Raw genomic sequence first — 26,150 nt, 5'->3', positions numbered from 1 at the left:
GATGTCCGGTATTCCGCACGATCACTACGAACCCAAGACAGGCGGCGAGCGCTGGCTCAACAACCGCCTGCCGGTCCTCGGCCTGCTCTACGACACGCTGATGATCCCCACGCCGAAGAACCTGAACTGGATGTGGATCTGGGGGATCGTCCTCACCTTCACCCTGGCGCTGCAGATCGTCACCGGCATCGTGCTGGTGATGCACTACACGCCGCATGTCGACATGGCCTTCGCCAGCGTCGAGCACATCATGCGCAACGTGAATGGCGGCTTCATGCTGCGCTACATCCACGCCAATGGCGCATCGCTGTTCTTCGTGGCGGTCTATGCGCACATCTTCCGCAGCCTCTATTACGGCAACTACAAGTCGCCGCGCGAGGTGACATGGATCATCGGCATCCTGATGTACCTGCTGATGATGGGCACCGCCTTCATGGGCTACGTGCTGCCCTGGGGCCAGATGTCGTTCCACGGCACCGCGGTGATCACCGGCCTGTTCGGCGCGATCCCCTTCGTCGGTGAATCGATCCAGACCTGGCTCTTGGGCGCTTCGGCCGTCGGCCAGCCGGCGCTGAACCGCTTCTTCTCGCTGCACTACCTGATGCCCTTCATCCTGGCGGGCCTGACCATCGTCCACATCTGGGCCTTCCACTCGACCGGCAACAACAACCCCACCGGGGTCGAGGTGCGCCGCACGTCGAAGGAAGAGGCCAAGCGCGACACCCTGCCCTTCTGGCCCTACTTCGTGATGAAGGACCTGTTCGCGCTGGCGATCGTGCTGATGATCTTCTTCGCCATCGTCGGCTTCATGCCGAACTATCTGGGCCACCCCGACAACTACATCGAGGCGAACCCGCTGGCGACGCCCGCGCACATCGTGCCGGAATGGTACTTCCTGCCCTTCTACGCGATCCTGCGCGCCTTCACCGCCGACGTCTGGGTCGTGATGTTCGCCAACTGGGTGACCTTCGGCATCGTCGACGCCAAGTTCTTCGGCGTGCTGGCGATGTTCGGCGCCATCGCGGTGATCGCCCTCGCGCCGTGGCTCGACACCTCGAGCGTCCGCTCGGGCCGCTACCGGCCGATGTTCAAGTGGTGGTTCGCGCTGCTCGTCGTCGACTTCTTCGTGCTGATGTGGGTCGGTGCGATGCCGGCCGAGGGGATCTATCCCTACATCTCGCTGATCGGTGCCGCCTACTGGTTCGGCTACTTCCTCGTGGTCCTGCCGCTGCTGGGCGTGATCGAGAAGCCGCTGCCGATCCCGGCGACGATCGAAGACGACTTCAACGCGCATTACGACCCCAAGACCGGCGGCACCCACACCGCCGTCAAGCCGGCCGAGTGAGAGAGGCAAGACAGATGCTGAGAACCGTCACGCTGGCCGCGATCGCGGCGATGGGCCTCGCCGGCACCGCCATGGCCGCCGAGACCGAGACCCACATCACGGACTACGACTTCCCCTATGAGGGTCCCTTCGGGGCCTTCGACCAGATGCAGCTGCAGCGCGGCCTGCAGGTCTACACCGAGGTCTGCGCCGCCTGTCACGGCCTGCAATACGTGGCCTACCGCACCCTGCATGACGAGGGCGGCCCCGGCCTGCCCGAGGATCAGGTGCGGGCCTATGCCGCGCAGTTCGAGACCTTCGACGAGGAGCTCGACGACTTCCGGCCGGCGACCCCGGCCGACAACTTCGCCAAGAGCGCCATGCCCGAGGCGCCCGACCTGTCGCTGATGGCCAAGTCGCGCGCGGGCTTCTCGGGCCCCTACGGCTCGGGCCTCAACCAGCTCTTCAAGGGCATGGGCGGACCGGAATACATCGCCTCGCTGCTGACCGGCTACGAGGAAGCGCCGGCCTGCGCCCCCGAGGATTTCCCGGGCTACTACAACGTCGCCTTCGCGGCCGGCGGCTACCCCGAGGAATGCATCGACGAGGAGGGTCACCACGTGGCGCCCGGCTCGTGGATTGCCATGCCGCCTCCGCTTCTGGGCGACGACGTCGTCTACGAGGACGGGCACGAGGCCTCGGTGGTCGAGGAATCGAAGGACGTGACCGCCTTCCTGATGTGGGCGGCCGAGCCGAAGATGATGGCCCGCAAGCAGGCCGGCTTCACCGGCGTGCTGTTCCTCGGCCTTCTCGCCGTGCTGCTCTACTTCACCAACAAGCGGATCTGGTACCGCGCCAAGTACGGCCCGCGCGACGAGTGATCGCAGGGCCATGACGGCAAACGGGGCGTCCCTTCGGGGGCGCCTTTTTTTTATGCGTGGGACCGGGAGTTTCTCGGTCTCCGAAGGCGGGCAAGAGCGCACCCCTCGCGCTCATGCGTTTCCACACCACCCGCATGACGCAGCATTGCCACCGACACGATGGCGGCGGAGGTCTCAGCGTCCCAGATAGCTCCTGAGCGCCTGCGGCGGATCGGCCAGAAGCGGCCCTGCCGCCTCGGGCGCGGCGGCGACGCCATCGTGGACGAGGATGATATGGCTGGCGATGCGCGCGGCGTCCTCGGGCGCGTGGCTCACCATCAGCAGCGTCCGCCCCTCCCCCGACAGCACCTCGCGCGCCAAATCGAGCATCTCCATCCTGAGCCCCGGCCCCAACGCCGCGAACGGCTCATCGAGCAGAACCAGCGCGCGGTCCATCAACAGCGCCCGCGCCAGCGCCGCCCGGCTCTGCTGGCCGCCCGACAGCGCCGCGGGTTTCCGGGCCCCCATGCCGGCAAGCCCTACCCGGTCCAGCACCTCGGCGATCCGCTGGCGCGAGCCGGCGTCGAGCCGCCCGCGCGGGTCGAGCCCGAGCGCGAGATTGCGCTCCACCGTCAGGTGCGGGAACAGGTTGTTGTCCTGAAACAGGATCGAGATCGGCCGCCGCGCCGGGGGCAGTGCGGTCAGGTCGTGCCCGTTCCAGGAGACCCGCCCCGATGTAGGCGCGAGAAACCCCGCGATCACCGCCAGAAGAGTCGACTTGCCGCCGCCCGAGGGCCCCATGACCGCGCAGACCGCGCCGTCGGGCAGCGCCCAGTCCGCCCGCAGTTCGAAATCTCCCTGCCGGATCTCCAGCCCCTCAAGACGCAGCATCGACGCGCCCTCCCCTGTCGAAGATCCAGAACAGCGCGAGGCTGAGCGCCAGAAGCACCAGCGCGACACCCGCCGCCTGCTCCATTCGGTAGGCCGACATCAGCCGCACCATCAGGAGCGGCAGCGTCGCCTCGCCGTCGCCCGCGAACAACGCGATCACGCCCAGATCCCCCATCGACAGCGCCGCCGTGAGACCGGCGGCAAAGCCCAGTGGCCGGCGCAGGCGCGGCAGGATCAGCCAGCGCAGCCGGGCCCAGCCGACAAGCCCGAGCGAGGTCGCGAGCCGCCCATACGCGGCCTCGGCCTGCGCCAGCGCGGGAACCAGCACCCGCGCCGCGAAGGGCAGCGCCATCGTCGCGTTGACCAGCCCGGTGACCACCAGCGCCGCGTCGCGCGGCGCGACCACAGGATAGAGCAGCACGAAGAGGCCGGTGCCCATCACGAGGCTGGAGGCCGCCAGCGGCAGCAACATCGCAAGTCGGGCCAGCGCGCCACCGCGCAGCGCAAGAGCCAGCGCCATGACGAGGGTCAGCGCCGTCGCACCCAGCGCCACCGCGATCGATCGCAGTGCCGCGCCCCAAAGCCCCGCCGGCAAGTCGAGCAGGCCCGGCGCGCCGCGCGCCACGATCATCGCCAGCGGCGCCATCAGGAACAGCGCCGCCAGCGCGACGACCATGGCATCGCGCCGCCGCCCGCCCGGCTCGAACCGCTCGACCACCCGATCGAGCCCGGCGCCCAAGGCGTCGGGTGCGCCTGCGGCGCGCACCATCAGCGCCGCCGCAGCGCAAAGGCCGAATTGCACCATCGCCAGCACCGCCGCACGCCCCAGGTCGAATTCGAATCGCACCGCCTGGTAGATTGCCAGCTCCACGGTGGTGGCGCGCGGCCCGCCGCCCAGGGTCAGGGCCACGGCAAAGCTGGTCAGGCAGATCAGGAAGATGACCGCGAAGGCCCCCGGCGCCACGGCGCGCAGCATCGGCCATTCGAGCAGTCGGCCCACCGGCGCGCCAAGCGAGGCGGCAAGGCGAAACCGCTCGGCCGGGATCGAGAGCCAGCCCTGCAGGATCAGACGCACCGCCAGCGGCAGGTTGAAGAAGACATGCGCCAGCACCACGCCGTGCCAGCCATAGACCGAGACCGGGCCCAGCCCCACGAGCGCCAGCGCGTCGTTGAGGATGCCGCCGCGCCCGAACACGCCGATCAGCCCGATCACCGCAACGATCACCGGCAGGATGAAGGGCGCGCCCAGCAGCGTCACCAGCGCCCCCCGCCCCGGGAAGCGCCGTCGCGCCAATGCCCGGGCCACCGGCACGGCGAGCGCCACCGACAGCGCCGCCGAAAGCGCGGCCTGCCAGGTGGTGAACCAGATCGCGGAAAGATCGGCAGGGCCGAGGCCCAGCGCGAAGCCGGCCCGCCAGGCGACCGCGCCCAGCGTGCCCAGCGTCAGCGCCAGTACCAGCCCGGCGGCGAGACCGCCCGCCCAGCGCGTCGGATTGTCCCCCCGCCACTGCGCGGAGGGCGCTGCGCCCAAGCCCGGCGTTATCGCGACATCCCCTGCCGCCAGGCCTCGATGGCCGGTGCGCGCAGCGCGTCGGCCTCGTCCTCGGGCAGCCAGATCGCCTTTTCGGGCATGTCGAGTTCGCGGAAGCCCTCGGGCCATTCGGCCTCGGGCAATGCCGCCGGGTAGGACCAGTTGGAGGTCGGGATCAATGACTGGAAATCGGGGCTGACCACGAAATCCATGAATTGCTGCGCCAGGTCGGCGTCATCGGTGCCCTTGAGCTGGGCCGCCAGCTCGATGGTCATGTAATGCCCCTCGTCGAAAATCGCGGCCGAAACGGTGTCATCGGTCTCGGCAATCGCGTGATAGGCGGGCGACGTGGTGTAGCTCAGCACCATGTCGACCTCGCCCTCGGTGAACAGGCCATAGGCTTCGGACCAGCCGGGCGTTACCGTGGTGATCTTGGGCGCGAGTTCGGTCCACTTGGCCTCCGCCTCGTCGCCGAACACCTCCTCGGCCCAGAGCACCAGCGACAGGCCCGAGACCGAGCTGCGCGGATCCTGGATCGCGATGCGCAGGTCGTCGGGCGCCGCGACCAGCTCGGCGAAGCTGCCCGGCACATCCTCCAGCGCCTCGTTGTCGTAGACGAAGGCGAGATAGGACCAGTCGAAGGGCAGGAACACCTCGTCGTCCCAGTCGATCGGCAGCGTCAGGGCGGCGGTGTCGACCCCGTGCGGCGCGAAGAGCCCGGTCTCGCGCGCCTTCTTTATCTCGGTGGAATCGAATCCGATGGCCACGTCGGCCTCGGTGCGTTCGCCCTCGAGCAGCAGGCGCGGCAGCAGGTCGCCGGTCTGGTAGTGGAGCGTGCAGCCGCAACGCGCCTCGAAGGCCTGCTTGATCGCCGGGCCGGGCCCCCATTCGGAGGCGAAGTAGTCGGGCGCGTAGACGGTAAGGGTCTTGTCCTGGGCGATCGCCGGCAGGGCGGCGAGCGACAGGGCGAGACCCGCGATCAGGCGATGGTGCATGGTCATCCTCCGATGCGGGCGAAGAGCAAGGAGGACCTGTGTCCGCGACCTTCCCTCCGCCGGTGTGATCCGGTTCAGGTTCAACGGGTCCGCGCGATGCGCATCTCAGCCAGGGGCCCCCCGAGGTGGCCGCGACACTACGCCATCGCGGCCCATGCGCAAGCCCCCGCCCTTTCCCCCGCGTTCGCCCCGCGCTACACCGGCCCCGCCACAAGGAGAGCGCCCCATGTCCCTCAACAGCTTCGGCCACCTGTTCCGCGTCACCACATGGGGCGAAAGCCACGGCCCCGCGCTCGGCGCCATGGTCGATGGCTGCCCGCCGGGGGTGAAGATCCGCGAGGAAGACCTTCAGGTCTGGCTCGACAAGCGGCGCCCGGGACAGAACAAGCACACCACCCAGCGCCGCGAGCCGGACGCGGTGGAGATCCTGTCGGGCGTGTTCGAGGGTAAATCCACCGGCACGCCGATCCAGCTGATGATCCGCAACACCGACCAGCGGTCCAAGGATTACGGCGACATCGCCGAAACCTTCCGGCCCGGCCATGCCGACATCGCCTATCACCTGAAATACGGGCTGCGTGACTATCGCGGCGGCGGACGTTCGAGCGCCCGGGAGACGGCGGCGCGGGTCGCGGCGGGCGGGGTCGCGCGTGCGGCGCTGGCGGCGCTACTGCCCGAGCTGAAGATCACCGGCTACATGGTGCAGATGGGCGAGAAGGTGATCGACCGCTCGAAGATCGACATGGAAGAGATCGCGCGCAACGACTTCTGGTGCCCCGATACGGCTGCGGCGGCCGAATGGGCCGACTATCTCGATGCGCTGCGCAAGGACCACAACTCCGTCGGTGCGATGATCGAGGTGACGGCCTCGGGCGTGCCCGCCGGCCTCGGCGCGCCGGTCTATGGCAAGCTCGACACCGATCTTGCGGCTGCGATGATGTCGATCAACGCCGTGAAGGGGGTGGAGATCGGCGAAGGCATGGCCGCCGCCGCCCTGACCGGGCGCGACAATGCGGACGAGATCTTCATGGGCGAGAACGGGCCGGAATTCGGCTCGAACCATGCGGGCGGCGTGCTGGGCGGGATCAGCTCCGGGCAGGATGTGGTGGTGCGCTTCGCGGTGAAGCCGACCTCGTCGATCCTGAGTCCGCGCCGCTCGATCCGCATCGACGGCAGTCCCACCGAGGTGGTCACCAAGGGGCGGCACGATCCCTGCGTCGGCATTCGCGCGGTGCCCGTGGCGGAGGCGATGATGGCCTGCGTATTGCTCGATCACTACCTGCTCGATCGCGGCCAGACCGGCGGCGCGCGCGGCCGGATCGGCTAGAGCCGGACCCTTTCAAGGGTCCGGACCGATCTCTTGGAAGAGATCGGAAACAGGCCGCCGAGGCTGTGCCGGCGGCCTCGTCGCGTCCCGGTCGCGAGGGGCTTAGATCCAGTAGTAGGGCGCGCCGTAATGGGCATAGGTCGCCTCTTCCCAGCGGCGGTCCTCATACCAGCGTTCGGGCCGTTCCGGCGCCCCCTTGAGCTGGCTTTCAGTGATGTCCGTGCGGTAGCCGTTCAGCCCGGTGTCGTATTCGAGCTTGGCCCAGGGGATCGGGTGATGCTCCTCGCCCATGCCGAGAAAGCCGCCGAAACCCATCACGGCGTAAGTGATCTTGCCGGACTTCTTGTCGATCACGAGATGGTCGATATGGCCGATCTTCTCGCCACCGGCGCCGTAGACCTCGGTACCGTTGACCCGGTCGGACGAGATCGTGGAATGACTGTCGCTGTAGTCGAACATGATGTCCTCCTGTGCTGTGCCGGTAAAACCGACAGCGCCGCTCGGCTGTTCCACAGGCTGCATCGATGCGCCGGTTTTCGCTCGCAAGATGCGCCCGCACCCATCCCGTTTTGCATTTATCGACACGATTGGCACGCAAAGAAAAAGGGCCGCCACGAGGGCGACCCTTTCCTGATCCGCTCCGCACCGTGCGGGCGCGAGAGGCGATCACTCCTCGTTGACGCTGTCCTTGAGCGCCTTGGCGATGGTCATCTTGACCACCTTGTCGGCGTCCTTCTTGATCTGCTCGCCCGTGGCCGGGTTGCGGACCATGCGCTCGGGGCGCTCGCGGCAGTAGATCTTGCCGACGTTCGGCAGGGTCACGGCGCCGCCCTGCGACACTTCACGGGTGATGATGGCGACCAGCGCGTCCAGATGGGCGCCGGCGGTCTTCTTGTCGCCGCCGGTCTCGTCGGCGATGGCGCTGACGAGCTGCGCCTTGGTCATCGGTTTGGCCATTCGAGGTCTCCTTGCCACAGCCCGCTCGGGGCTTGTCCTTGCACCGCTTGGCGCGGCGTGTTGCCTAGACCCACAATGAAACAAGCGTCATTGCAAGCAAAAACCGCTGTTTCCTTGCGGTATCGGCGGGTTTCAGAGGAAAGCCGTCTCTTCGAAGCTACGCAGCTTGCGACTATGGATGCGCTCCAGCGGCATCTCGCGCAGCCGTTCCATCGCCCGGATCCCGATCATCAGGTGGCGCGCCACCTGTGTCTTATAGAAATCCGAAGCCATGCCCGGCAGCTTCAATTCGCCATGCAGCGGCTTGTCCGAGACGCAGAGCAGCGTGCCGTAGGGCACCCGGAAGCGAAAGCCGTTGGCCGCGATGGTCGCGCTTTCCATGTCGAGCGCCACGGCGCGCGACTGGCTCAGACGCTGCACCGGACCGGACTGGTCGCGCAGTTCCCAGTTGCGGTTATCGATGGTGGCGACGGTGCCGGTGCGCATGATCCGCTTGAGTTCATAGCCCTCTAGCGCGGTGACCTGCGCCACCGCGTCCTCGAGCGCGATCTGGATCTCGGCCAGCGCCGGGATCGGCACCCAGACCGGCAGGTCGTCGTCGAGCACGTGATCCTCGCGCAGATATCCATGCGCCAGAACGAAATCGCCCAACCTCTGGCTGTTCCTGAGCCCGGCGCAATGCCCGACCATCAGCCAGGCATGCGGCCGCAGCACCGCGATGTGGTCGGTGGCGGTCTTGGCATTCGAGGGGCCAACGCCGATGTTGACCAGCGTGATCCCCTGCCCGTTGGCGCGCTTGAGGTGATAGGTCGGCATCTGCGGCATCTTCGCCGGGATGTGCATCGCCCCCTCGGGGTCGCGGATCACCTGGTTGTTCGGGCCGACGAAGCTGGTGTAGCCGCTCTCGGGATCGGCCAGCACGTGGCGGGCATAGGCCTCGAATTCCTCGACGTAGAACTGGTAGTTCGTGAACAGCACGTGGTTCTGGAAATGCGTCGGATCGGTCGCGGTGTAATGCGCCAGACGGGCCAGCGAATAGTCGATCCGCTGCGCCGTGAAAGGCGACAGCGGCCGCGCCCCGTCGGGATAGGTGAAGCCGTTGCCATTGACGATGTCGTCATGGGTGGTCGAGAGATCCGGCACGTCGAACACGTCGCGCAGGTGGAAATCCATCGCCCCGTCCTGCGGCACCGTCACGCTCGCGTCATTGGCGACCGCGAAATGCACCGGCATCGGCGTCTCGGAGGCACCGATCACCACCGGCACGCCGTGGTTCTCGATCAGGAGCCGCATCTGCTGCATCAGGTAGTTTCCGAACAGCTCCGGCCGGGTGACGGTCGTGGCATAGGTGCCGGGCTCGGCCACGTGGCCGAAGCTCAACCGGCTGTCGGCCTGCGCGAAGGTCGCGGTCGAGAAGCGGATCTCCGGATAGAAGGCGCGGAACCGGGTTTCGGGCACGCCGCCCCGCAACGTCTCGGTGAATCTTTCGCACAGGAAGCGCGTGGCCGTCTCGTAGATCTCCTTGAGACGCGCCAGCGCCGCCTCGGGATCGGTAAAGGCCTCGGCGGCGGGGCTGGGGGGCGTCTGGATCTTCAGCGTTCTCTCCATATTGGTCAGTCCTGTCCCTCGAATGGTGTCGTGATCTCGAACCGGGTGACGTCCACCAGCCCGAGATCCGATATGCGCAGCTCGGGGATCACCACGAGCGCGAGCAGCGAATGCTGCATGTAGGCGTTGTTGAGCGTGCAGCCAGCGTCGCGCATCGCCGCGACCATGTCATCGGCGGCCGCGGCCACGTCGCGCGCCGGCGCATCCGACATCAGCCCGGCGATCGGCAGCCGCACCAGCGCCCGCTCGGCGCCGTCGCGCCAGACCGTGATGCCGCCGCCGACTTCGCCCAGGCGGTTCGCGGCGGCTGCCATCATCTCGGCATCGGTGCCGACGACGATCATGTGATGGCTGTCATGCGCGACGGTGGAGGCGATCGCCATGCGGCCCTCGTAGCCGAAGCCCTCGACGAAGCCGTTCACCACGCCCCCCGTGCCGCGGTGCCGTTCCACCAGCGCGATCCGCGCTACCGGGCCGTCGGGCATCACGCAGCCACCCTCGACGGGAAGCTCGCGCACCAGCGCCCTGGTCGGCGCCTGGTTCTCGACCACGCCGATCACCTTGGCACGGACCGTCTCCACCCCTTCGGGCGCCGCGACCTTGAAATCATCCGCCACCAGTTCCCGGCCCAGATGCACGGTGTTCCGTGCGCTTTCGGGCCAATCGTAATGCGGGCATGTGACACGCAGGTCACCGCTTTCGGCAACCAGCTGGCCCCGCGCGAAGACGGTCTCGATCGGCAGGGTGGCGAGATCCGAGGTCAGGATCACGTCGGCGCGCCGCCCCGGCGCGATGCTGCCCAGCTCGCGCTCCATGCCGAAATGCGTGGCCGAGTTGATCGTCGCCATCTGCAGCGCCACCACCGGGTCGCAGCCGCATTCGATGGCGTGGCGTACCACCCGGTCCATGTGGCCGTCATTCACCAGCGTGCCGGAATGGCAGTCATCGGTGCACAGCACGAAATTGCGCGGGTCGAGACCGCGCTCGGTGACGGCGGTGATCTGGCTCTCCACGTCGTACCACGCGCTGCCCAGCCGCAGCATCGAGCGCATGCCCTGCCGGACCCGGTCGATCGCGTCCTGCTCGCGCGTGCCCTCGTGATCGTCGGCGGGACCGCCCGCGACATAGGCGTGGAACGGCACGCCCCGGTCGGGGCTCGCGTAATGCCCGCCCACGGTCTTGCCCGCGCGCATGGTGGCTGCGATCTCGGCCAGCATCTTCGGATCGCCCGCGACCACGCCCGGGTAGTTCATCATCTCGCCCAGACCCACGATGCCGGGCCATGACATCGCCTCGGCCACGTCCTCGGGGGATATCTCGTGGCCGGTGGTCTCGAGCCCCGGCGCCGAGGGCGCGCAGCTGGGCATCTGGGTGAACATGTTGACGGGCTGCATCAACGCCTCGTCATGCATCATCCTGACGCCCTCGAGCCCCAGCACGTTGGCGATCTCGTGCGGGTCGGTGAACATCGTCGTGGTGCCATGCGGGATCACCGCGGCGGCGAACTCGGCCGGGGTCAGCATGCCGCTCTCGACATGCATATGCGCGTCGATCAACCCGGGGATCAGGTAGCGGTCGGCGGCATCCACCACCTCGGTGCCCTCGCCGATGCAATGGCTCGCATCGGGGCCGACATAGGCGAAGCGGCCCGCGGCCACCGCCACCTCCCAGCCATCGAGGATTTCGCGGCTCTGCACGTTGACGAGACGACCGCCGCGGATCACGAGATCGGCGGCCTCGCGGCCTGCGGCCACGGCGACGAGACGGGGGGCAGCTTCGGCCCAGGAGCTGATGGCATGTTCCATCTTCGGATTTCATACCAACGGGCGAGCCGCCGCAACCCCGCCGGATGCTGGGCGCGAGAGGCCCCGGGCGAGCGCCCTGCGGCACCGCCGCGCATGCGTATTTGAGGAAAGATGAACGAGCGACGCGCGCGAGCGTGATCGTCGTGCCGGGAACGGGCGCCGCGCGCCCGGCGTTGCACGGCCGAGGAGATCCGCCGATGCCGCCCCCCGCCAAGCTCGTCTACTATCCCGATTCAGAGCCGGGAATCGCGCGCCGCCGCTGCGGGCGCGGTTTCTCCTATACCGCGCCTGACGGCACCACCATCGAGCGCGGGGCCGAGCGCCGGCGGATCGAGGCGCTGGCGGTACCGCCTGCCTACGAGAAGGTCTGGATCTGTCCCAAGCCGCATGGCCACCTTCAGGCAACGGGTCTCGATGCCCGCACCCGCAAGCAATACCGCTATCACCCCGAATGGCGCGCCTGGCGCGAGTCGCACAAGTTCGACCACCTGTACGAGTTCGGGGCGGCCCTGCCCGCGATCCGGCGCCGCATCCGCCGCGACCTCTCCGGCGAGGCGGGCGAGCTTGATTTCGCCATCGCCGCGGTTCTGGCCCTGATCGACCGGGTCTCGATCCGCGTGGGCAACCCGGCCTATGCGGCCGAGAACCGCACCTATGGCGCCACCACCCTGACGGGCCGGCACATCCGGCTCGATGACGGCGAGATGCGGCTGCGCTACATGGCCAAGGGCAACAAGAAGGTCGACCGCAAACTCAAGGACAAGTCGCTGATGAAGGTGCTGGGCAAACTGCACGACCTGCCCGGGAAGCAGCTCATCGGCTGGATCGACGAGGAGGGCGCGCCGCATGGCGTTTCCTCGGGGCAGGTGAACGACCGGCTGGCCGAGATCACCGGCTCCGATCATGTCACCGCCAAGACCTTCCGTACATGGGCGGGCTCGGAGGCGGCCTTGGCCTGTGCGCTCTCGGATGAGGCGCTCTCCATCAAGAGCATGAGCGAGGCCGCCGCCGAGCGGCTGCACAACACCCCGACCATCGCGCGCAACAGCTATATCCACCCGAAGGTCATCGCGCTGCACGAAGCCGCGCCCGAAGACCGCGCCGCGCTGCTCCAGGACCTCCCCGAGACCGACGGGCTGCGACAGGCCGAGCGGGCGCTGCTGAGGCTGCTGTCATGAGCCTCGATCGATTTATCGAGGCGCAGCGGGACAGCTACGCCACCGCCCTGTCCGAGATCGAGACCGGGCAGAAGCGCAGCCATTGGATGTGGTACATCTGGCCGCAGATCCGCGGTCTCGGCCATTCGCCGATGGCGCAGCATTACGGGATCGCGGACGCGGCAGAGGCGCGCGCCTACCTCGCCCACCCGACCCTCGGCTCCCGGCTGGTCGAGATCTCCCGCGCCATGCTGGCGCATCGTGGCCGCGCGCCCGAGGACATCCTCGGCGGCATCGACGCGTTGAAGCTCAGGAGTTCGGCCACGCTCTTCGCGGCGCAGCCCGGTGCCGACCCGGTCTTCGGAGAGATACTGGAGACCTTCTATGACGGGCCCGACGGCCGGACCCTCGCGCTGCTGGACCGCTAGCGCCGCATCGGGCACATATTGCCCATGAAGACGCTCCTTTCCTTCGGCCATGGCTATTCGGCCCGCGCCCTTGCCCGCCTGTTGCCGCGCGATACGTGGCGGATCGTCGGGACCACCCGCTCGGCCGAGAAGGCCGAAGACTTGCGCGCCGAGGGCGTCGAGCCCACGATCTGGCCCGGCACCGATCTCACCGGGGCGCTCGACGCGGCCACGCATCTTCTCGTCTCCGCGGCGCCCGATGCCGATGGCGACCCGGTGCTGCGCGAATGGCGCGGCGCCATCGCCGCGCGCGCAAGCCGCTTCGCATGGGTGGGCTATCTTTCGACCACCGGCGTCTATGGCGACCGCGACGGCGATTGGGTCGACGAGGACAGCGATCTGCGCCCCGCGACGGCGCGCGGCCGGGCGAGGGTCGAGGCCGAGGCGGCGTGGCGCGCCGTTCCCGGCCTGCCGCTGCACATCTTCCGCCTCGCCGGCATCTACGGGCCCGGTCGCGGCCCGTTCGAAAAGGTGCGGCAGGGCACGGCGCGGCGCATCGTCAAGCAGGGGCAGCTGTTCAGCCGCATCCATGTCGACGACATCGCGCAGGTGCTGAAGGCCAGCATCGACCGCCCGAACCCCGGCGCGATCTACAACCTGTGCGACGACGATCCGGCGCCGCCGCAGGACGTCATCGCCCATGCGGCCGAGCTGCTCGGCCTGCCGGTGCCGCCCGAAGTGCCGTTCGAACAGGCCGAGATGACGCCGATGGCGCGCAGCTTCTACGCCGAATCAAAGAAGGTCCGGAACGACCGGATCAAGAACGAGCTGGGTGTGGAGCTGATCCACCCCGATTACCGCTCGGGGCTGGCGGCGCTGCTGCGCGCCGAAACCGGCAGCTGATCCGCGGCAGCCCGCCGCAAGGGGGCTCGATGCCCCCGCGCGGCGGCACCCCTCAGGCCCGCTTGCCGATGACCTCGACGCCCAGAACCGACAGCACCTTTTCCTCGATATGCCGGGCCGAAAGACCGGCGGTCTCGTACATGTCCGAGGGGCTGGCCTGATCGATGAAGATGTCGGGCAGCACCATCGAGCGGAACTTCAGCCCAGCATCGAACACGCCCTCATCGGAAAGAAGCTGCGCCACGTGGCTGCCGAAACCGCCGACGGCCCCCTCCTCGATGGTGATCAGCGCCTCGTGCTCCCGCGCCAGTGTCAGGATCATCTCCCGATCCAGCGGCTTGGCAAAACGCGCATCGGCGATGGTGGGCGTGATGCCACGCGCCGACAGCGCCTCGGCGGCCTTCACCGCCTCCGACAACCGCGTACCGAAGGACAGGAGCGCGACGCGACTGCCCTCCTGCACGATCCGGCCCCGGCCGATCTCCAACGGCTCTGCCTCGGCCGGGATCTCGACGCCGACGCCTTCGCCGCGCGGAAAACGGAAGGCGATCGGCCCGTCGTCATGCGCCGCCGCCGTCACCACCATGCGCACCAGCTCCGCCTCGTCGGCGGCGGCCATCACCACCATGCCCGGCAGGTTGGCCATGAAGCCCACGTCGAAGCTGCCGGCATGGGTGGCGCCATCGGCGCCGACGAGACCCGCGCGGTCGATCGCGAAGCGCACCGGCAGCCGCTGGATTGCCACGTCGTGCACCACTTGGTCGTAGCCGCGCTGCAGGAAGGTCGAGTAGATCGCGCAGAACGGCTTCATCCCGCCCGCCGCGAGGCCCGCCGCAAAGGTCACCGCGTGCTGCTCGGCGATGCCGACATCGAAGCAGCGGCTGGCATAACGATCCATGAACCGCGCCAGCCCGGTGCCGTCGGGCATCGCCGCGGTGACCGCGACGATCTTCTGGTCGTTCTCGGCCAGCTTGACGAGCGTGTCCGAGAACACCGAGGTATAGGATGGCGCGTTGCTCTTGGCCTTGGCCTGCGCGCCCGAGACCACGTCGAACTTGGCCGTCGCGTGCCCCTTGTCCGAGGCCGCTTCGGCCGGGCCGTAGCCCTTGCCCTTCTTCGTGATCGCATGGATCAGGATCGGCCCGTCGGCGCGCGACTTGACGGTGCGCAACACCGACAGGAGCTGGTCCATGTCGTGACCGTCGATCGGGCCGATATAGGAAAAGCCCAGCTCCTCGAACAGCGTGCCGCCGACGGTCATGTGCTTGAACACGTCCTTGGCCCGCTTCGCCCCCTCCTGGAACGGCGGCGGCAGGAAGCTCACCGCGCCCTTGGCCAGCGCCTTGAACTCCTGGAACGGCGCCCCGGCATAGAGCCGCGACAGGTAGGAGGACATCGCGCCCACCGGTGGCGCGATCGACATCTCGTTGTCGTTGAGGATGACGATCAGCCGCTTGCCCAGATGGCCCGCGTTGTTCATCGCCTCATAGGCCATGCCGGCGCTCATCGCGCCGTCGCCGATCACCGCGATGCAGTCGCCGACGCTCTCGCCCTCGAGACCGCGCCCGCCGAGATCGCGCGCCACCGCAAGGCCCAGCGCCGCCGAGATCGAGGTCGAGCTGTGCGCCGCGCCGAACGGGTCGTAGGGGCTTTCGGAGCGCTTGGTGAATCCCGACAGCCCGTCCTTCTGGCGCAGGGTGCGGATCCGGTCGCGCCGACCGGTGAGGATCTTGTGCGGGTAGGACTGGTGGCTGACATCCCAGATCAGCCGGTCGCGCGGCGTGTCGAACACCGCGTGCAGCGCCACGGTCATCTCGACCACGCCGAGGCCCGCGCCGAGATGGCCGCCGGTCTCGCTCACCGCCGAGATCGTCTCGGCGCGCAGCTCGTCGGCGAGCCGCCGCAGCTCGGCATCGCTCAGCCGCTTCATGTCGGCGGGGATCTGCACCCGGTCGAGGATCGGTGTGACGGGGCGGTTCGGCGTCTGGGTCATGGCGGGCCCCCTCTGATCAGTTGTCGCGCGCGATAACGAAGCGGGCGGCGTCGCGCAAGGTTGCCGCCTCGGCGCCATAGGGCGACAGGGCATCGCAGGCACCGTCGACGAGCTCGGCGGCGCGGGTCTTCGCCGCGTCGAGCCCGAGCAGCGAGACGAAGGTCGCCTTGCCGGCGCCGGCATCCTTGCGCACGGCCTTGCCCAGCTTCGCGGCATCCCCCTCCACGTCGAGAATGTCGTCGGCGATCTGGAAGGCAAGGCCCAGCGCCGCGGCGTAGCGCCCCAGCGGGCGCGGGTCGGCGCCGGCCATCACCGCGCCGGCCTCGGCCGACCAGCGGATCAGCGCCCCGGTCTTGCCCTGCTGCAGCACGGTGATCTGGTCGATGTCGAGCGGCATGGCCGCGGTCTCGGCCATGATGTCGCGGGCCTGCCCCCCGACCATGCCGGCGATGCCGGCGGCCCGCGCCAGCGACAGGCACAGATCGGCGCGATGCGGCCCGACATCCGGGTCGGCGCAAAGCTCGAAGGCCAGCGTCTGCAAGGCGTCGCCCGCGAGGATCGCGGTCGCCTCGTCCCAGGCGACATGCACGGTGGGCTGTCCCCGGCGCAGATCGTCGTCATCCATCGCGGGCAGGTCGTCATGCACGAGGCTGTAGGCGTGCAGCGCCTCGATCCCGGCGGCGGGCAGCAACGCCGCCGCGCGTGTTACGCCGTGCAGCCGCGCGCCTTCGAGCACGAGGAACCCGCGCAGACCCTTGCCGCCCGCGACCGCGTGTTCCATCGCGCGGGCCACGGGCAGGTCGTACCCGGAGAGCCTTTCGCGGAGCAGTCCTTGGGTCTCGCGCCCGGCCTGTGCCAGCGCGGCGGCAAAGCCCTCAGCCATCGAGCGGCGCGGTGCCCTGCGCCTGGCCGTCGGGGCCTTGGGTGATCTTCGCGACCTTCTCCTCGGCCTCGGCGAGCTGCTTCTCGCAGCGCGCCTTCAGCTCGGCGCCGCGCTGGTAGAGCGCGATGGATTCGTCGAGCGCGACATCGCCGCGCTCCAGCTTGCCCACCACCTGCTCCAGCTCGCGGATCGCCGCCTCGAAGCTCATTTCGTTCACGGGTGTCGCGTCGGTCATCGCCCACGTTCCTCCAATATCCTGACATGGGCAGCCGCAGAGGCGCCCAGCGCCTCGAGGTCATAACCGCCTTCGAGCGCGGAGACCACGTGCCCCGAGCACAGATCCGCCGCCAGATCGCAGATCCGCGCCGTGACCTTCGCGAAATCCTCCGCCTTGAGCATCAGCCCCGCCAGCGGATCGTCGCGATGCGCGTCGAACCCGGCCGAGACGAGGATCAGCTCGGGTCGGTGCGCCACGACGCGCGGGAACACCTTCTCCTCCAGCGCCGCCAGCATCCCCGCCCCGTCACAGCCCGCGCGCAGCGCCACGTTGACCACCGTGCCATGCGGGCCGGTGTCCGATGGATCGCCTGTGCCCGGGTAGAGCGGCATCTCGTGGGTCGAGCAGAACAGGATGCGGGGATCGTCCTCCACGAGGTCCTGCGTGCCATTGCCGTGATGCACGTCGAAATCGATGATCGCCACGCGGCTCAGCCCGTGATGGTCGAGCGCGTGTTTCGCCGCCGCCGCGACGTTGCCCAACAGGCAGAACCCCATCGCGGTCTCGGTTTCGGCGTGGTGGCCGGGCGGGCGCATCGCGCAAAAGGCGTTGGCCGCCTCGCCCCCCAGCACCGCATCCACGGCGCGGATCGCCGCCCCGGCGGCGCGCCACGCCGCCCCGAGGCTGCCGGGCGACAGCCAGGTATCGGCGTCGAGCTGGCGGCGGCCATGCTCGGGTACGTCCTCGTGCAGCCCGTCGAGATAGGATTTCGGATGCACTCTCAGAAGGTCGGCCTCGGCCGCCATCGGCGCCTTGAGCCGCAGCAGGTCCATGCCCTCCAAGGCACCCAGCACCGCGTCGAGCCGCGCCACCTGCTCGGGGTGGCCGGGCGGCGTGGAATGGTTGAATCCATCGGGATGGGTGATCAGCGCGGTAGTCATCCCCGCAGGCAAGCGCAGATCACGGGCGGGCGCAAGCGCATCGCGATCACCGTCGCGCGTGCGGCAGAGTGTGGCTCGGGGGACGAGATCAAAGGGGCCGCACGCCCCTGCTTCATCTTTCCCGAAATACGCAGATCCCGCCGCTTCAGTCGGGCGCCAGCATGTATCCTTCGCCGCGCACAGTCTGCAGGTAGCGCGGCTGGCGCGGATCGGCCTCGAACTTGCGCCGCAGCCGGGTGATCTGCACGTCGACCGCGCGCTCCTGGCTCTGGCCGCCGCCGCGGCCCAGCTCCTCGACCAGCCGCGCCCGGCTCACCGCTTCGCCCGGACGCGCGGCAAAGATCCGCATGAGCTGCGATTCGGTGGCCGTGAGCCGGATCCGGCTTTCGCCCTCCCACATCTCGCCACGGGCCACGTCGTAGCGCACCGGGCCCAGCTCCAGCGTCGCGGGCCGCTCCGGCACCGGGTCGGGCGCAGGCTGGCGGCGCAGCACGGCGTTGATCCGCAACAGCAGTTCCTTCGGATCGAAGGGCTTGGCGAGATAGTCGTCCGCCCCGGCTTCGAGCCCGATGATGCGATCCTCGGTATCGCCGCGCGCGGTCAGCAGCAGGATCGGCACCGGCAAATCCTCGCGCAGCGCCCGGCACAGCGAGATGCCGTCCTCGCCGGGCATCATCACGTCGAGCACGATCAGGTCGAAATCGAGCCCGGTGAGCAGGCGACGGGCATGGCCCGCATCGCGGGCGCCGGTGACAAGGTAGCCGTGCCGGGCAAGGAACTTCTGCAACAACGCCCGCAGCCGCGCGTCGTCATCGACCACCAGCAGATGCGCGAGCTCGGTGCTCATTGGCCACCCCTTCCCGCCAGCGCCTCGTATTGGCGCCGGCTTTCCTCGTCCATCATCGCCTCCAGCACCTGCCGGAAACCCGCCACCGCCACGGGGCCGGCGGTGCGGTAGGCAGCGCGCATCCGCTCGCGCTGGGCATCCGAGAGCTCGCGCTCCAGCGCCGCGCCTTCGCGCGTCAGGTAGAGATGCCTTTCGCGCCGGTCGCGCCGCCCGACCCGCGCCTCGACCAGTCCCGCCGCGATCAGCGCCCGCAGCACCCGGTTCAGCGACTGCTTGGTCACGCCCAGAAGCGCCATCAGGTTCGACACGGTGGTGCCGGGAGAGCGGTGGATGAAATGGATCGCCCGGTGATGGGCGCGGCCCATCTCCCGCCCCTCGAGGATGCGGTCGGGATCGGCGGTGAAGCCGCGATAGGCGAAGAACATCGCCTCGATGCCCTTCCTGAGTTGTTCGTCGGTCAGGAAGAGAAGGCTCGATCCCCCCTGCGGCGCCGGTGCCTCGGCCATGCGGTCTCGTCCCCTTCGGTCGTTCGGCTTCGGGTCACAATACGTCAGCCTTGTTGACATTCCAAGGGCGAAGCGGTAGCGATCTGCCCCATAGGGCGCAATTTTCGGTCCCGGATGGCCGAATTCGCGCGCGACATCTTGACAGGGAGGCACGCCATGGCGGGCGGCTACGACGATCGCGACGGGAAGATCTGGCTCGACGGCCAGCTTGTGGAATGGCGCGACGCGAATGTGCACATCCTGACCCACGCGCTGCACTACGCCTCTTCGGTGTTCGAGGGCGAGCGCTGCTATGACGGCAAGATCTTCAAGGGGGTCGAGCATTCGCAGCGGCTGCGCAAATCGGCCGAGCTTCTGGATTTCGAGATCCCCTATTCGGTCGAGGAAATCGAGGCGGCGAAATACGCGGTGCTCGAGGCCAATGGCTGGTCCAACGCCTATGTGCGGGCGCTGGCTTGGCGCGGCGCGGGTCCCGACATGGGCGTGGCGAGCTTGCGCAACCCGGTCCGCATGGCGATCGCGGCCTGGGAATGGGGCAGCTATTACGGCGACGCCAAGATGAAGGGCGCCAAGCTCGACATCGCCAAGTGGAAGCGCCCGAGCCCCGAAACCGCGCCGAGCCAGGCCAAGGCGGCCGGTCTCTACATGATCTGCACCATGTCCAAGCATGCCGCCGAGGCCAAGGGCTGCTCGGACGCGCTGATGTTCGACTATCGCGGCTACGTGGCCGAGGCCACGGGCGCCAACATGTTCTTCGTGAAGGATGGCGAGGTCCACACGCCGCTGGCCGACTGCTTCCTGAACGGCATCACCCGCCAGACCGTGATCTCGATGCTGAAGGAGAAGGGCATCACCGTGCATGAGCGGCACATCATGCCCGAGGAGCTCGAGGGCTTCGAGCAGTGCTGGCTCACCGGCACCGCGGCCGAGGTCACCCCGGTGGGGCAGATCGGCGACTACAATTTCGAGGTCGGCGCGCTGACCCGCGACGTGGCCGAGAGCTACGAGAAGCTCGTCCGCGCCTGAACCGGACCGCAGGCGAAGATAGCAGGGGCGGTGCCGCAAGGCGCCGCCCCTTTTGCGTTGCCCTCACAGGCCGCGGTTGATCTTCACCGCATTGCCCGGCGCGGGTTCGGGCGCGGCCGGCTCCGCCCGGGGCCAGGCTTCGGCGGCACCCGCCACCGCCATGGCGACGGCACCGAGCGCCTGCTTGGCCTGAAGGCGCAGATGCGCCTGGCTCGCCAGCGCGAGGGTGAGCGCCAGCACCAGCACCGCCTGCGTCCAGACGATCATCTTCAAATGCCGCGCGAAGGGCTGCTTGCGCGTCTTGTGGCGCAGGTAGCGCTGCGCCAGCACCGTGCCCAGACCGCCACCCCAGAAGGCGATCCGCAACAGCCGCCGCTCGGGCCAGCGCCACAGCCTGCGTTCGGCGCGCCGCTTGTCCTGTGCCATGGCGGCGAAGCCTGCAAGGTTCATCAGCGCCAACAGGGCGGCCAATCCGAGCGCGCCCGCGATCCACTCCGTGCCCGTCGTCTCGTGTAGCGCCATGATCCCGCCCTAGCCGTTCGGGCTCATCGCGCGGCGACCGCGACCACGCTCCAGCCCGAGCTTGCGTTCGCGCCAGATGATCGCGATGCCCGCCGCGACGATGATCGCCGCGCCCAGCATCATCGTCCAGGTCGGCACCTCGTCGAACAGGAAATAGCCGACGCCCAGCGCCAGCAGCATCGAGGCGTATTCGAACGGCGCGATCAGCGAGGCGTCGGCGTAGCGGTAGCTGGAGGTGAGCAGGATCTGCCCCACCCCGCCCAGCAGCCCGGCCAGGATCAGCAGCGCGAATGTGCCCGCCCCGGGCAGTACCCAGCCGAAGGGAAGGGTCAGGAGCGCCAGGAGGCTCGCCGTGGTCGAGAACCAGAACACGATCGCCGCCGTGCCCTCGGTCCGGGTGAGCTTGCGCACGAAGACCTGCGCCAGCGCCGCGCAGAGCGCGCCGCCCAGCGCCACCACCGCGCCCAGCGTCTCGGCGAGGCTGAGCGGGTCCGAGGTGACCGAAAGCCGGGGCGACATCACGATCAGCACCCCCGCGAGCCCCGCCCCCACCGCCGAGAGCCGGAACAGCCGCACTTCCTCGCCCAGAAACATCGCGGCGAGGATCACCACCATCAGCGGTGCCGCGTAGCCGATCGCCGTCACCTCGGGAAAGGGCAGCAGCCCCAGCGCGGTGAAGCCCAGCCCCATCGCGGCGGTGCCGACGACGCCGCGCCACAGATGACCCATCGGGTTGGGGGTCTCGAGCCCGTGGCGCAACTCGCCGCGCCACAGCAGCCAGACGATGATCACGGGAAGCGCGAAGAAGGAGCGAAAGAACACCGCCTCGCCCGGCGGCACGTCGTTCGAGGTTGCCTTGATGATCGCGGCCATGGCGACGAAGACGCAGACCGAGGCGGTCTTGAACAGGATACCGCGCATCGGCTGCTGGACCGGAGCCGGTCGCGGCGCGGCGGGCGCCGTGGAGATGGCGGGCGTTTCGGGGCGGGGCATGAGGGATCCTTTCGCCCCGACCCTAGCCCCGCGCGCGGCAAGAGCAAGCGGCCGGCAGCGGCTTGGCGCTACCGGCCGGATCTCTCATGCGACCGAGGGGGTCTCACCCCCCGGCCGGTTGTCCTCAGGCTTCGTGACCGCGCTCGATGCGCAGGAACTGGCGCAGCCGGGTGGCGCCACGGGCGCCGAGGCTGCGGGCGTGGAGCCGTCGTACCGCGCGGTGCGGGCCCTCCTCGCGCTCGAGCCGCATGTATTCGCGGGCTTTGATATCGGAGCGGTCCTTGGGCTTGTCGATCACGTGCTTGGTCATCGATATGTCCTCCCTTGGGGATATCGCGGGTCTGCAACCTAACCGATCGGCGCGATTCGGTCTGCATCTTTCGATCGGGCCCCCGGGCCGGAGCCATTTGCCGACGCAGACCGGGATACGGCCGCGTGTCAGGATTTCGGCGACATGCGCAGGATCGCACCCGCCTCGCTGTCGATCAGGAACAGCACCGTGCCGTCCGCGGCGATCTCGACGTCGCGCACCCGGCCGTTGCCGCCCGCCAGCGCCTCCTCGCCGACCACGAGGCCCTCTTCGTCGAGGTCGAGCCGCACGACCTCGCCGGGTGAGAGCGAAGCGATGATCAGGTCGCCCTCCCAGCCCTCGAAGGCGTCGCCCTCGTAGAAGGCCATGCCGCCCGGCGCGATCACCGGATCCCAGTAATAGACCGGCTCCTCCATGCCCTCGGCGCGCGGCTCGCCCGTGCCGATCGGGGCGCCGTCATAGCGGATGCCGTAGCTCACCTCTGGCCAGCCGTAGTTCTTGCCCGCCTCGGGGCGGTTCAACTCGTCGCCACCCGCCGGACCGTGCTCGATGGTCCAGTAGTCGCCGGTCGCGGGCTGGATCGCCGCGCCCTGGATGTTGCGATGGCCGTAGGACCAGATCGCGTCCTCGCCCTCCTGCCCCACGAAGGGGTTGTCCTCGGGCACCGAACCGTCGGGGTTGAGCCGCACCACCTTGCCATAGGTGTTGTCGAGTTCCTGCGCCATCTTGCGGTACGCGTCGGTGAAATGCTCGCCGGTGGTGATGAAGACATGGCCGTCGCCGTCGAAGGTGATGCGCGAGCCGTAATGCATCGGCGCGTCAGAGGGCGGGCCCTGCACGAAGATGTCCTCGACATTCTCCAGCGCGGTCATGTCCTCGCTCAGCGTGCCGCGCGCGGCCGCCGTGGCGACGCCGCCATCGACGGGCTTGGCATAGGTGAAATAGACCATGCGGTCGGAGCCGAAATCGGGAGAGAGCGTCACGTCCAGCAGGCCGCCCTGCTCGCGCGCGTCGATCTCGGGCAGGCCGGAGATCGGCTCGTGCACCTCGCCTTGGGCGGAGACATGGCGCAGCCGGCCCGGCCGCTCGGTGACGAGATAGCTGCCATCGGGCAGCGGCGCGATGCCCCAGGGGCGCTCGAGGTTCTCGGCGAATGTCTCGATGGCAACCTCGGTCGCCTCCATCTGCGGCGCCATCTCCTGCTCGGGAAAGGCAGGCTCGTATTCGGCGTTGGGCGGGCCGCGATCGACCGGCTTGGCCTCGGTGTGCTGTTCGGCGAAGGCCGCGCCGGGCAGCAGCGCCGCCAGCACGATCGGGGATAGCGTTCTCATCTCGATCTCCTCTCCTGATTGTCAGGGGAGAGAGCTAGCCCCGCCCACCTTACCATCCAGACGCCTCACGGCCCATTGACCCGCCTCGGCCAGCACCGGATCCGGCTCCGCCGCGAGATCGCGGGCCACGGGCAGCAGGCTCGGATCGCCGGAATTGCCGATGGCATAGGCTACGTTGCGCAGGAACCTGTCGCGCCCGATCCGCTTGATCGGGCTGCCCGAGAACATCTCGCGGAAGGCCGCGTCATCGAGCCGGGCCAGATCGGCCAGCGGCGGCGCGTCGACCTTGCCGAAATAGCGCATCTCGGTGGCCTCTCGCGCGAACTTGTTCCACGGACAGACCGCGAGGCAGTCGTCGCAGCCATAGATGCGGTTGCCCAGCGCCTCGCGGAATTCCTCTGGCACCGGCCCCTTGTGCTCGATGGTGAGGTAGGAAATGCAGCGCCGCGCATCGAGCTGGAACGGTGCCGGAAAGGCATTCGTCGGACAGATATCGAGGCAGCGCGTGCAGGAGCCGCATTTCTCGGCCGCGGGCGCATCGGCGGGCAACTCCACGGTGGTGAAGATCGCCCCGAGGAAGACCCAGTTGCCGACCGAGCGGCCCAAGAGGTTGGTATGCTTGCCCTGCCAGCCCAAGCCGGCGGCCTGCGCCAGCGGCTTTTCCATCACCGGCGCGGTGTCGACGAAGACCTTGATCTGTTCGTCGGGACATTGCTCCAAGAGCCAGCGTCCGACCCGCTTCAGCCGCTTCTTGACGAGGTCGTGGTAGTCGCGGCCATGGGCATAGACGCTGATCGCGGCGCGGTCGCGCTGTTCCAGCACCTCCAGCGGGTCGTGGCGCGGCGTATAGGCTTCGGCGAGCATGATCACCGAGCGCGCCTCGGGCCAGAGCGCGGCGGGGTTGCCGCGCCAGCCCATGCGCTCCTCCATCCAGCCCATCTGGCCATGACGTCCCTCGCCGACATAGGTGGCGAGCCGTCCGGCGGCCTCCGGGATGGCGTCGGGGCGACAGATTCCCATCTCGGCGAATCCCTCGCCGAGCGCGGCCTCGCGCAGCCGGGTCTTGAGGGCGGCCCCCTGGTTCATCTTTCACCAAATACGCATTCGGGCCGCCGGCCCCAAGCGCGCGGCCTCAGAAATCGAGATCGGCGTAATGCGCGGGCTGCGGAAAGCCCGGCAGCTGATCGGCCAGAAGCGAGCGGAAGGCCGGGCGCGACTTGATCTTGGCGTACCAGTCCTTGACCGTCTCGGAGCGGTTCCAGTCCACGTCCGAGATGTAGTCGAGGCAGGACAGATGCGCGGCAGCGGCGAAATCGGCGAGGCTGAGTTCGTTGCCCGCGAGCCAGCGGCGCTGATCCAGGAGCCACGCCATGTAGTCGAGGTGATACTTGATCGCCCGCGCGCCGGCCTTGACGTTGGAGCTGTCGGGATAGCCGCCGCCCATGACCTTCTTGAAGACGCGCTCGCCCAAGAGCTTCGAGGTCACCTCGCGGTTGAACTTGTCGTCGAACCAGCCGACGAGCCGGCGCACCTCGTAGCGCGCATCCACCGATTGCGGCAGCAGCGGCGGATCGGGCTGCACCTCTTCGAGATATTCGCAGATCGCGGTGCTTTCCGACATCATGCGGTTGCCCAGCTTGAGCACGGGCACCTTGCCGGCCGGGTTGCGGCGCATGAATTCGGGATCCTGCTCCCAGTAGCGCTCTTCGACCAGCTCCACCTCGATGCGTTTCTCGGCGAGCGAGAGCCTCACCTTCCGCGAGAACGGCGAGAGCGGGAAATGATAGAGGCGGTGTGTGGCGGGACGGCTGTTCTGCATGCCCCCTATCTGCCGCAAGCGCGGCGCCGCTTCAATCCCGCGCGCGTCACTCGAAGCAGTCGTCTCGCCCGTCGCGGCGGATCGTTGCGGCGCCGTCGAGGATCGCGGCGGCGCGGCGGCGCACGAAATCGGAGGGGTTCGCGGCCGAGCGCCCCTTGGGGTCGGGCAGGATCGCGGCAAGGCGCGCGGCCTGCACATCCGTCAGATCGGCCGCCGCAACGCCGAAGTAATGCGGCGCGGCGCGGCCGATGCCGAACACGCCCTCGTCGAACTCGGCGACGTTGAGATAGACCTCGAGAATTCGCCGCTTGGTCCAGACCGCCTCGACCGCGGGCGTCATGCCCGCCTCGAGCGCCTTGCGAAACCAGCTGCGCCCCTGCCAGAGATAGACGTTCTTCACCACCTGCTGGCTGATTGTCGAGGCGCCGCGATTGCCGCCAGAGGCCATCGCGATGCGGATCGCCTTGAGATCGAGCCCCCAATGCAGGCAGAAATTCGCGTCCTCGGCCGCGACGGCGGCGCGAGCCATCACCGGGGCGATCTCCTCCATCGGCACCCAGTCATGGGCGATCTCGCCCAGCCGGGCGCGCTCGGACATCATGTAGGGGGTGGTCGGCGGGTTGAGGGTCGAGAACAGCAGGACCAGCACCCCGGCAAGGCCGATCAGCGCCACGCCGATCCAGAGCGCCACGTGAAGGACGCGCCGCGCCGCCGATCCGCGCTCCGCAGGGTCGGACGAGGTGCCGCGCCCGCGGGCGCCCTTTCGGCTGCGACGGGCCGCGGGGCCGGTTTTCGAGGTGTTCACGGGCTTGGCCATGCCGCCATAGACCCTGCCCGCCGGGGCCGGGTCAAGCCGAAGCTCGCCCATGCGAAAGGGGCCGGCGCGTCACCGCGCCGGGCCCCGTTTCTATGCCGCTCCGCGCCGCCGCCTTGGGCGGGCAGCGCCCCCGTCTCGGCGGGGGGCGGGGGCGGGGTGTGGCGCAGCAGCTCCGTGGGG

At 68.7% G+C, this 26,150-nt stretch carries 27 protein-coding genes and 1 riboswitch; of the genes, 7 read left to right on the top strand and 20 right to left on the bottom strand.

The features are described 5' to 3' along the window. The first annotated feature begins 1 nt into the window (after window position 1). Entirely contained in the window at window positions 2–1,345 is a 1,344-nt protein-coding gene (locus tag O4G76_RS11335) for a cytochrome b N-terminal domain-containing protein (protein ID WP_269397435.1), read from the top strand. A gap of 14 nt (window positions 1,346–1,359) precedes the next feature. After that, window positions 1,360–2,205 carry a cytochrome c1 gene (locus O4G76_RS11330; protein ID WP_269397434.1) on the top strand — a complete coding sequence of 282 codons (846 nt, stop codon included), beginning with the start codon at window positions 1,360–1,362 and terminating at the stop codon, window positions 2,203–2,205. Between the two features lie 174 nt (window positions 2,206–2,379). Here the strand turns inward: O4G76_RS11330 and O4G76_RS11325 are convergent, their stop codons facing one another. From O4G76_RS11325 to O4G76_RS11315, 3 genes are read right to left on the bottom strand one after another with little or no spacing between them, the layout of a single operon-like run. Continuing rightward, window positions 2,380–3,075, bottom strand: a complete 696-nt coding sequence (locus O4G76_RS11325) for an ATP-binding cassette domain-containing protein (RefSeq protein ID WP_269397433.1) — start codon at window positions 3,073–3,075, stop codon at window positions 2,380–2,382. Then, entirely contained in the window at window positions 3,062–4,606 is a 1,545-nt protein-coding gene (locus O4G76_RS11320) for a thiamine/thiamine pyrophosphate ABC transporter permease ThiP (protein ID WP_373568033.1), read from the bottom strand. Before O4G76_RS11320 ends, O4G76_RS11325 begins: the two co-directional genes overlap by 14 nt. Before the next feature lie 8 nt (window positions 4,607–4,614). Then, complete coding sequence (locus tag O4G76_RS11315; RefSeq protein ID WP_269397432.1) at window positions 4,615–5,601, bottom strand: thiamine ABC transporter substrate binding subunit; 987 nt, start codon at window positions 5,599–5,601, stop codon at window positions 4,615–4,617. Between the two features lie 34 nt (window positions 5,602–5,635). After that, window positions 5,636–5,734, bottom strand: a riboswitch (TPP riboswitch). Window positions 5,735–5,827: 93 nt separating this feature from the next. Between O4G76_RS11315 and aroC the strand changes: the two genes are divergently transcribed. Further along, window positions 5,828–6,928, top strand: a complete 1,101-nt coding sequence (gene aroC / locus O4G76_RS11310; RefSeq protein ID WP_269397431.1) for a chorismate synthase — start codon at window positions 5,828–5,830, stop codon at window positions 6,926–6,928. A gap of 102 nt (window positions 6,929–7,030) precedes the next feature. On the opposite strand, the gene O4G76_RS11305 is transcribed toward aroC, so the two are convergent. The 4 genes from O4G76_RS11305 to O4G76_RS11290 form a co-directional block, all read right to left on the bottom strand. Beyond that, entirely contained in the window at window positions 7,031–7,387 is a 357-nt protein-coding gene (locus tag O4G76_RS11305) for a PRC-barrel domain-containing protein (RefSeq protein ID WP_269397430.1), read from the bottom strand. Window positions 7,388–7,594: 207 nt separating this feature from the next. Beyond that, on the bottom strand, window positions 7,595–7,885 hold the full coding sequence (locus O4G76_RS11300) for an HU family DNA-binding protein (RefSeq protein ID WP_017927686.1): 291 nt from the start codon (window positions 7,883–7,885) through the stop codon (window positions 7,595–7,597). Window positions 7,886–8,017: 132 nt separating this feature from the next. Beyond that, entirely contained in the window at window positions 8,018–9,493 is a 1,476-nt protein-coding gene (locus O4G76_RS11295) for an AMP nucleosidase (protein WP_269397429.1), read from the bottom strand. A 5-nt stretch (window positions 9,494–9,498) separates the two neighbouring features. Then, complete coding sequence (locus tag O4G76_RS11290) at window positions 9,499–11,298, bottom strand: adenine deaminase (protein ID WP_269397428.1); 1,800 nt, start codon at window positions 11,296–11,298, stop codon at window positions 9,499–9,501. 197 nt (window positions 11,299–11,495) lie between these two features. Here O4G76_RS11290 and O4G76_RS11285 point away from each other — a divergent pair, with 197 nt between their 5' ends. The 3 genes from O4G76_RS11285 to O4G76_RS11275 are packed head-to-tail and all read left to right on the top strand — an operon-like array spanning window position 11,496 to window position 13,765. After that, the gene (locus tag O4G76_RS11285; protein ID WP_269397427.1) at window positions 11,496–12,476 is read left to right on the top strand and encodes a DNA topoisomerase IB; all 981 of its coding nucleotides are present in this window, start codon (window positions 11,496–11,498) and stop codon (window positions 12,474–12,476) included. Next, complete coding sequence (locus O4G76_RS11280) at window positions 12,473–12,883, top strand: DUF1810 domain-containing protein (protein WP_269397426.1); 411 nt, start codon at window positions 12,473–12,475, stop codon at window positions 12,881–12,883. The genes O4G76_RS11285 and O4G76_RS11280 overlap by 4 nt, the downstream gene beginning before the upstream one ends. Window positions 12,884–12,907: 24 nt before the next feature. Beyond that, window positions 12,908–13,765, top strand: coding sequence for an SDR family oxidoreductase (locus O4G76_RS11275; protein ID WP_269397425.1), 858 nt, complete (start codon window positions 12,908–12,910; stop codon window positions 13,763–13,765). Window positions 13,766–13,817: 52 nt separating this feature from the next. On the opposite strand, the gene dxs is transcribed toward O4G76_RS11275, so the two are convergent. The 6 genes from dxs to O4G76_RS11245 form a co-directional block, all read right to left on the bottom strand. Beyond that, window positions 13,818–15,758, bottom strand: coding sequence for a 1-deoxy-D-xylulose-5-phosphate synthase (gene dxs / locus O4G76_RS11270; protein ID WP_269397424.1), 1,941 nt, complete (start codon window positions 15,756–15,758; stop codon window positions 13,818–13,820). Between the two features lie 16 nt (window positions 15,759–15,774). Next, on the bottom strand, window positions 15,775–16,641 hold the full coding sequence (locus tag O4G76_RS11265) for a polyprenyl synthetase family protein (protein WP_269397423.1): 867 nt from the start codon (window positions 16,639–16,641) through the stop codon (window positions 15,775–15,777). Next, entirely contained in the window at window positions 16,634–16,876 is a 243-nt protein-coding gene (locus O4G76_RS11260) for an exodeoxyribonuclease VII small subunit (protein WP_085895322.1), read from the bottom strand. The genes O4G76_RS11265 and O4G76_RS11260 overlap by 8 nt, the downstream gene beginning before the upstream one ends. Then, the gene (locus tag O4G76_RS11255; protein ID WP_269397422.1) at window positions 16,873–17,799 is read right to left on the bottom strand and encodes a histone deacetylase family protein; all 927 of its coding nucleotides are present in this window, start codon (window positions 17,797–17,799) and stop codon (window positions 16,873–16,875) included. The genes O4G76_RS11260 and O4G76_RS11255 overlap by 4 nt, the downstream gene beginning before the upstream one ends. 145 nt (window positions 17,800–17,944) lie before the next feature. After that, window positions 17,945–18,646 carry a response regulator gene (locus O4G76_RS11250; RefSeq protein ID WP_269397421.1) on the bottom strand — a complete coding sequence of 234 codons (702 nt, stop codon included), beginning with the start codon at window positions 18,644–18,646 and terminating at the stop codon, window positions 17,945–17,947. After that, window positions 18,643–19,152 carry a MarR family winged helix-turn-helix transcriptional regulator gene (locus tag O4G76_RS11245; RefSeq protein WP_085895319.1) on the bottom strand — a complete coding sequence of 170 codons (510 nt, stop codon included), beginning with the start codon at window positions 19,150–19,152 and terminating at the stop codon, window positions 18,643–18,645. Before O4G76_RS11245 ends, O4G76_RS11250 begins: the two co-directional genes overlap by 4 nt. A 156-nt stretch (window positions 19,153–19,308) precedes the next feature. On the opposite strand from O4G76_RS11245, the gene O4G76_RS11240 reads away from it, so the two are divergent. Beyond that, window positions 19,309–20,178 (top strand): branched-chain amino acid aminotransferase, encoded by an 870-nt coding sequence (locus O4G76_RS11240; RefSeq protein ID WP_269397420.1) that lies wholly within the window; start codon window positions 19,309–19,311, stop codon window positions 20,176–20,178. A gap of 63 nt (window positions 20,179–20,241) precedes the next feature. On the opposite strand, the gene O4G76_RS11235 is transcribed toward O4G76_RS11240, so the two are convergent. The 7 genes from O4G76_RS11235 to mtgA all read right to left on the bottom strand — a co-directional run bounded on the left by O4G76_RS11235 (window position 20,242) and on the right by mtgA (window position 25,970). Then, window positions 20,242–20,700, bottom strand: coding sequence for a DUF1294 domain-containing protein (locus O4G76_RS11235; RefSeq protein WP_269397419.1), 459 nt, complete (start codon window positions 20,698–20,700; stop codon window positions 20,242–20,244). Between the two features lie 9 nt (window positions 20,701–20,709). Further along, entirely contained in the window at window positions 20,710–21,621 is a 912-nt protein-coding gene (locus O4G76_RS11230) for a DMT family transporter (protein WP_269397529.1), read from the bottom strand. 196 nt (window positions 21,622–21,817) lie between these two features. Further along, a complete protein-coding gene (locus O4G76_RS11225) occupies window positions 21,818–22,003 on the bottom strand; it encodes a hypothetical protein (RefSeq protein WP_085895315.1) in 186 nt (61 codons plus the stop codon). A 128-nt stretch (window positions 22,004–22,131) separates the two neighbouring features. Next, window positions 22,132–23,334 carry a PQQ-dependent sugar dehydrogenase gene (locus tag O4G76_RS11220; protein ID WP_269397418.1) on the bottom strand — a complete coding sequence of 401 codons (1,203 nt, stop codon included), beginning with the start codon at window positions 23,332–23,334 and terminating at the stop codon, window positions 22,132–22,134. Between the two features lie 21 nt (window positions 23,335–23,355). Beyond that, window positions 23,356–24,420 carry a tRNA epoxyqueuosine(34) reductase QueG gene (queG, locus tag O4G76_RS11215; protein WP_269397417.1) on the bottom strand — a complete coding sequence of 355 codons (1,065 nt, stop codon included), beginning with the start codon at window positions 24,418–24,420 and terminating at the stop codon, window positions 23,356–23,358. 46 nt (window positions 24,421–24,466) lie between these two features. Continuing rightward, complete coding sequence (locus tag O4G76_RS11210; RefSeq protein ID WP_269397416.1) at window positions 24,467–25,153, bottom strand: glutathione S-transferase family protein; 687 nt, start codon at window positions 25,151–25,153, stop codon at window positions 24,467–24,469. Between the two features lie 46 nt (window positions 25,154–25,199). After that, window positions 25,200–25,970 (bottom strand): monofunctional biosynthetic peptidoglycan transglycosylase, encoded by a 771-nt coding sequence (gene mtgA / locus O4G76_RS11205; protein WP_269397415.1) that lies wholly within the window; start codon window positions 25,968–25,970, stop codon window positions 25,200–25,202. Between the last annotated feature and the right edge of the window lie 180 nt (window positions 25,971–26,150).

This window comes from Limimaricola sp. G21655-S1 (assembly GCF_027213785.1).
Lineage (GTDB): Bacteria > Pseudomonadota > Alphaproteobacteria > Rhodobacterales > Rhodobacteraceae > Limimaricola.
The sequence above is the reverse complement of the archived record's forward strand: the minus strand, read 5'-3'. Positions and strand labels throughout refer to the sequence as shown.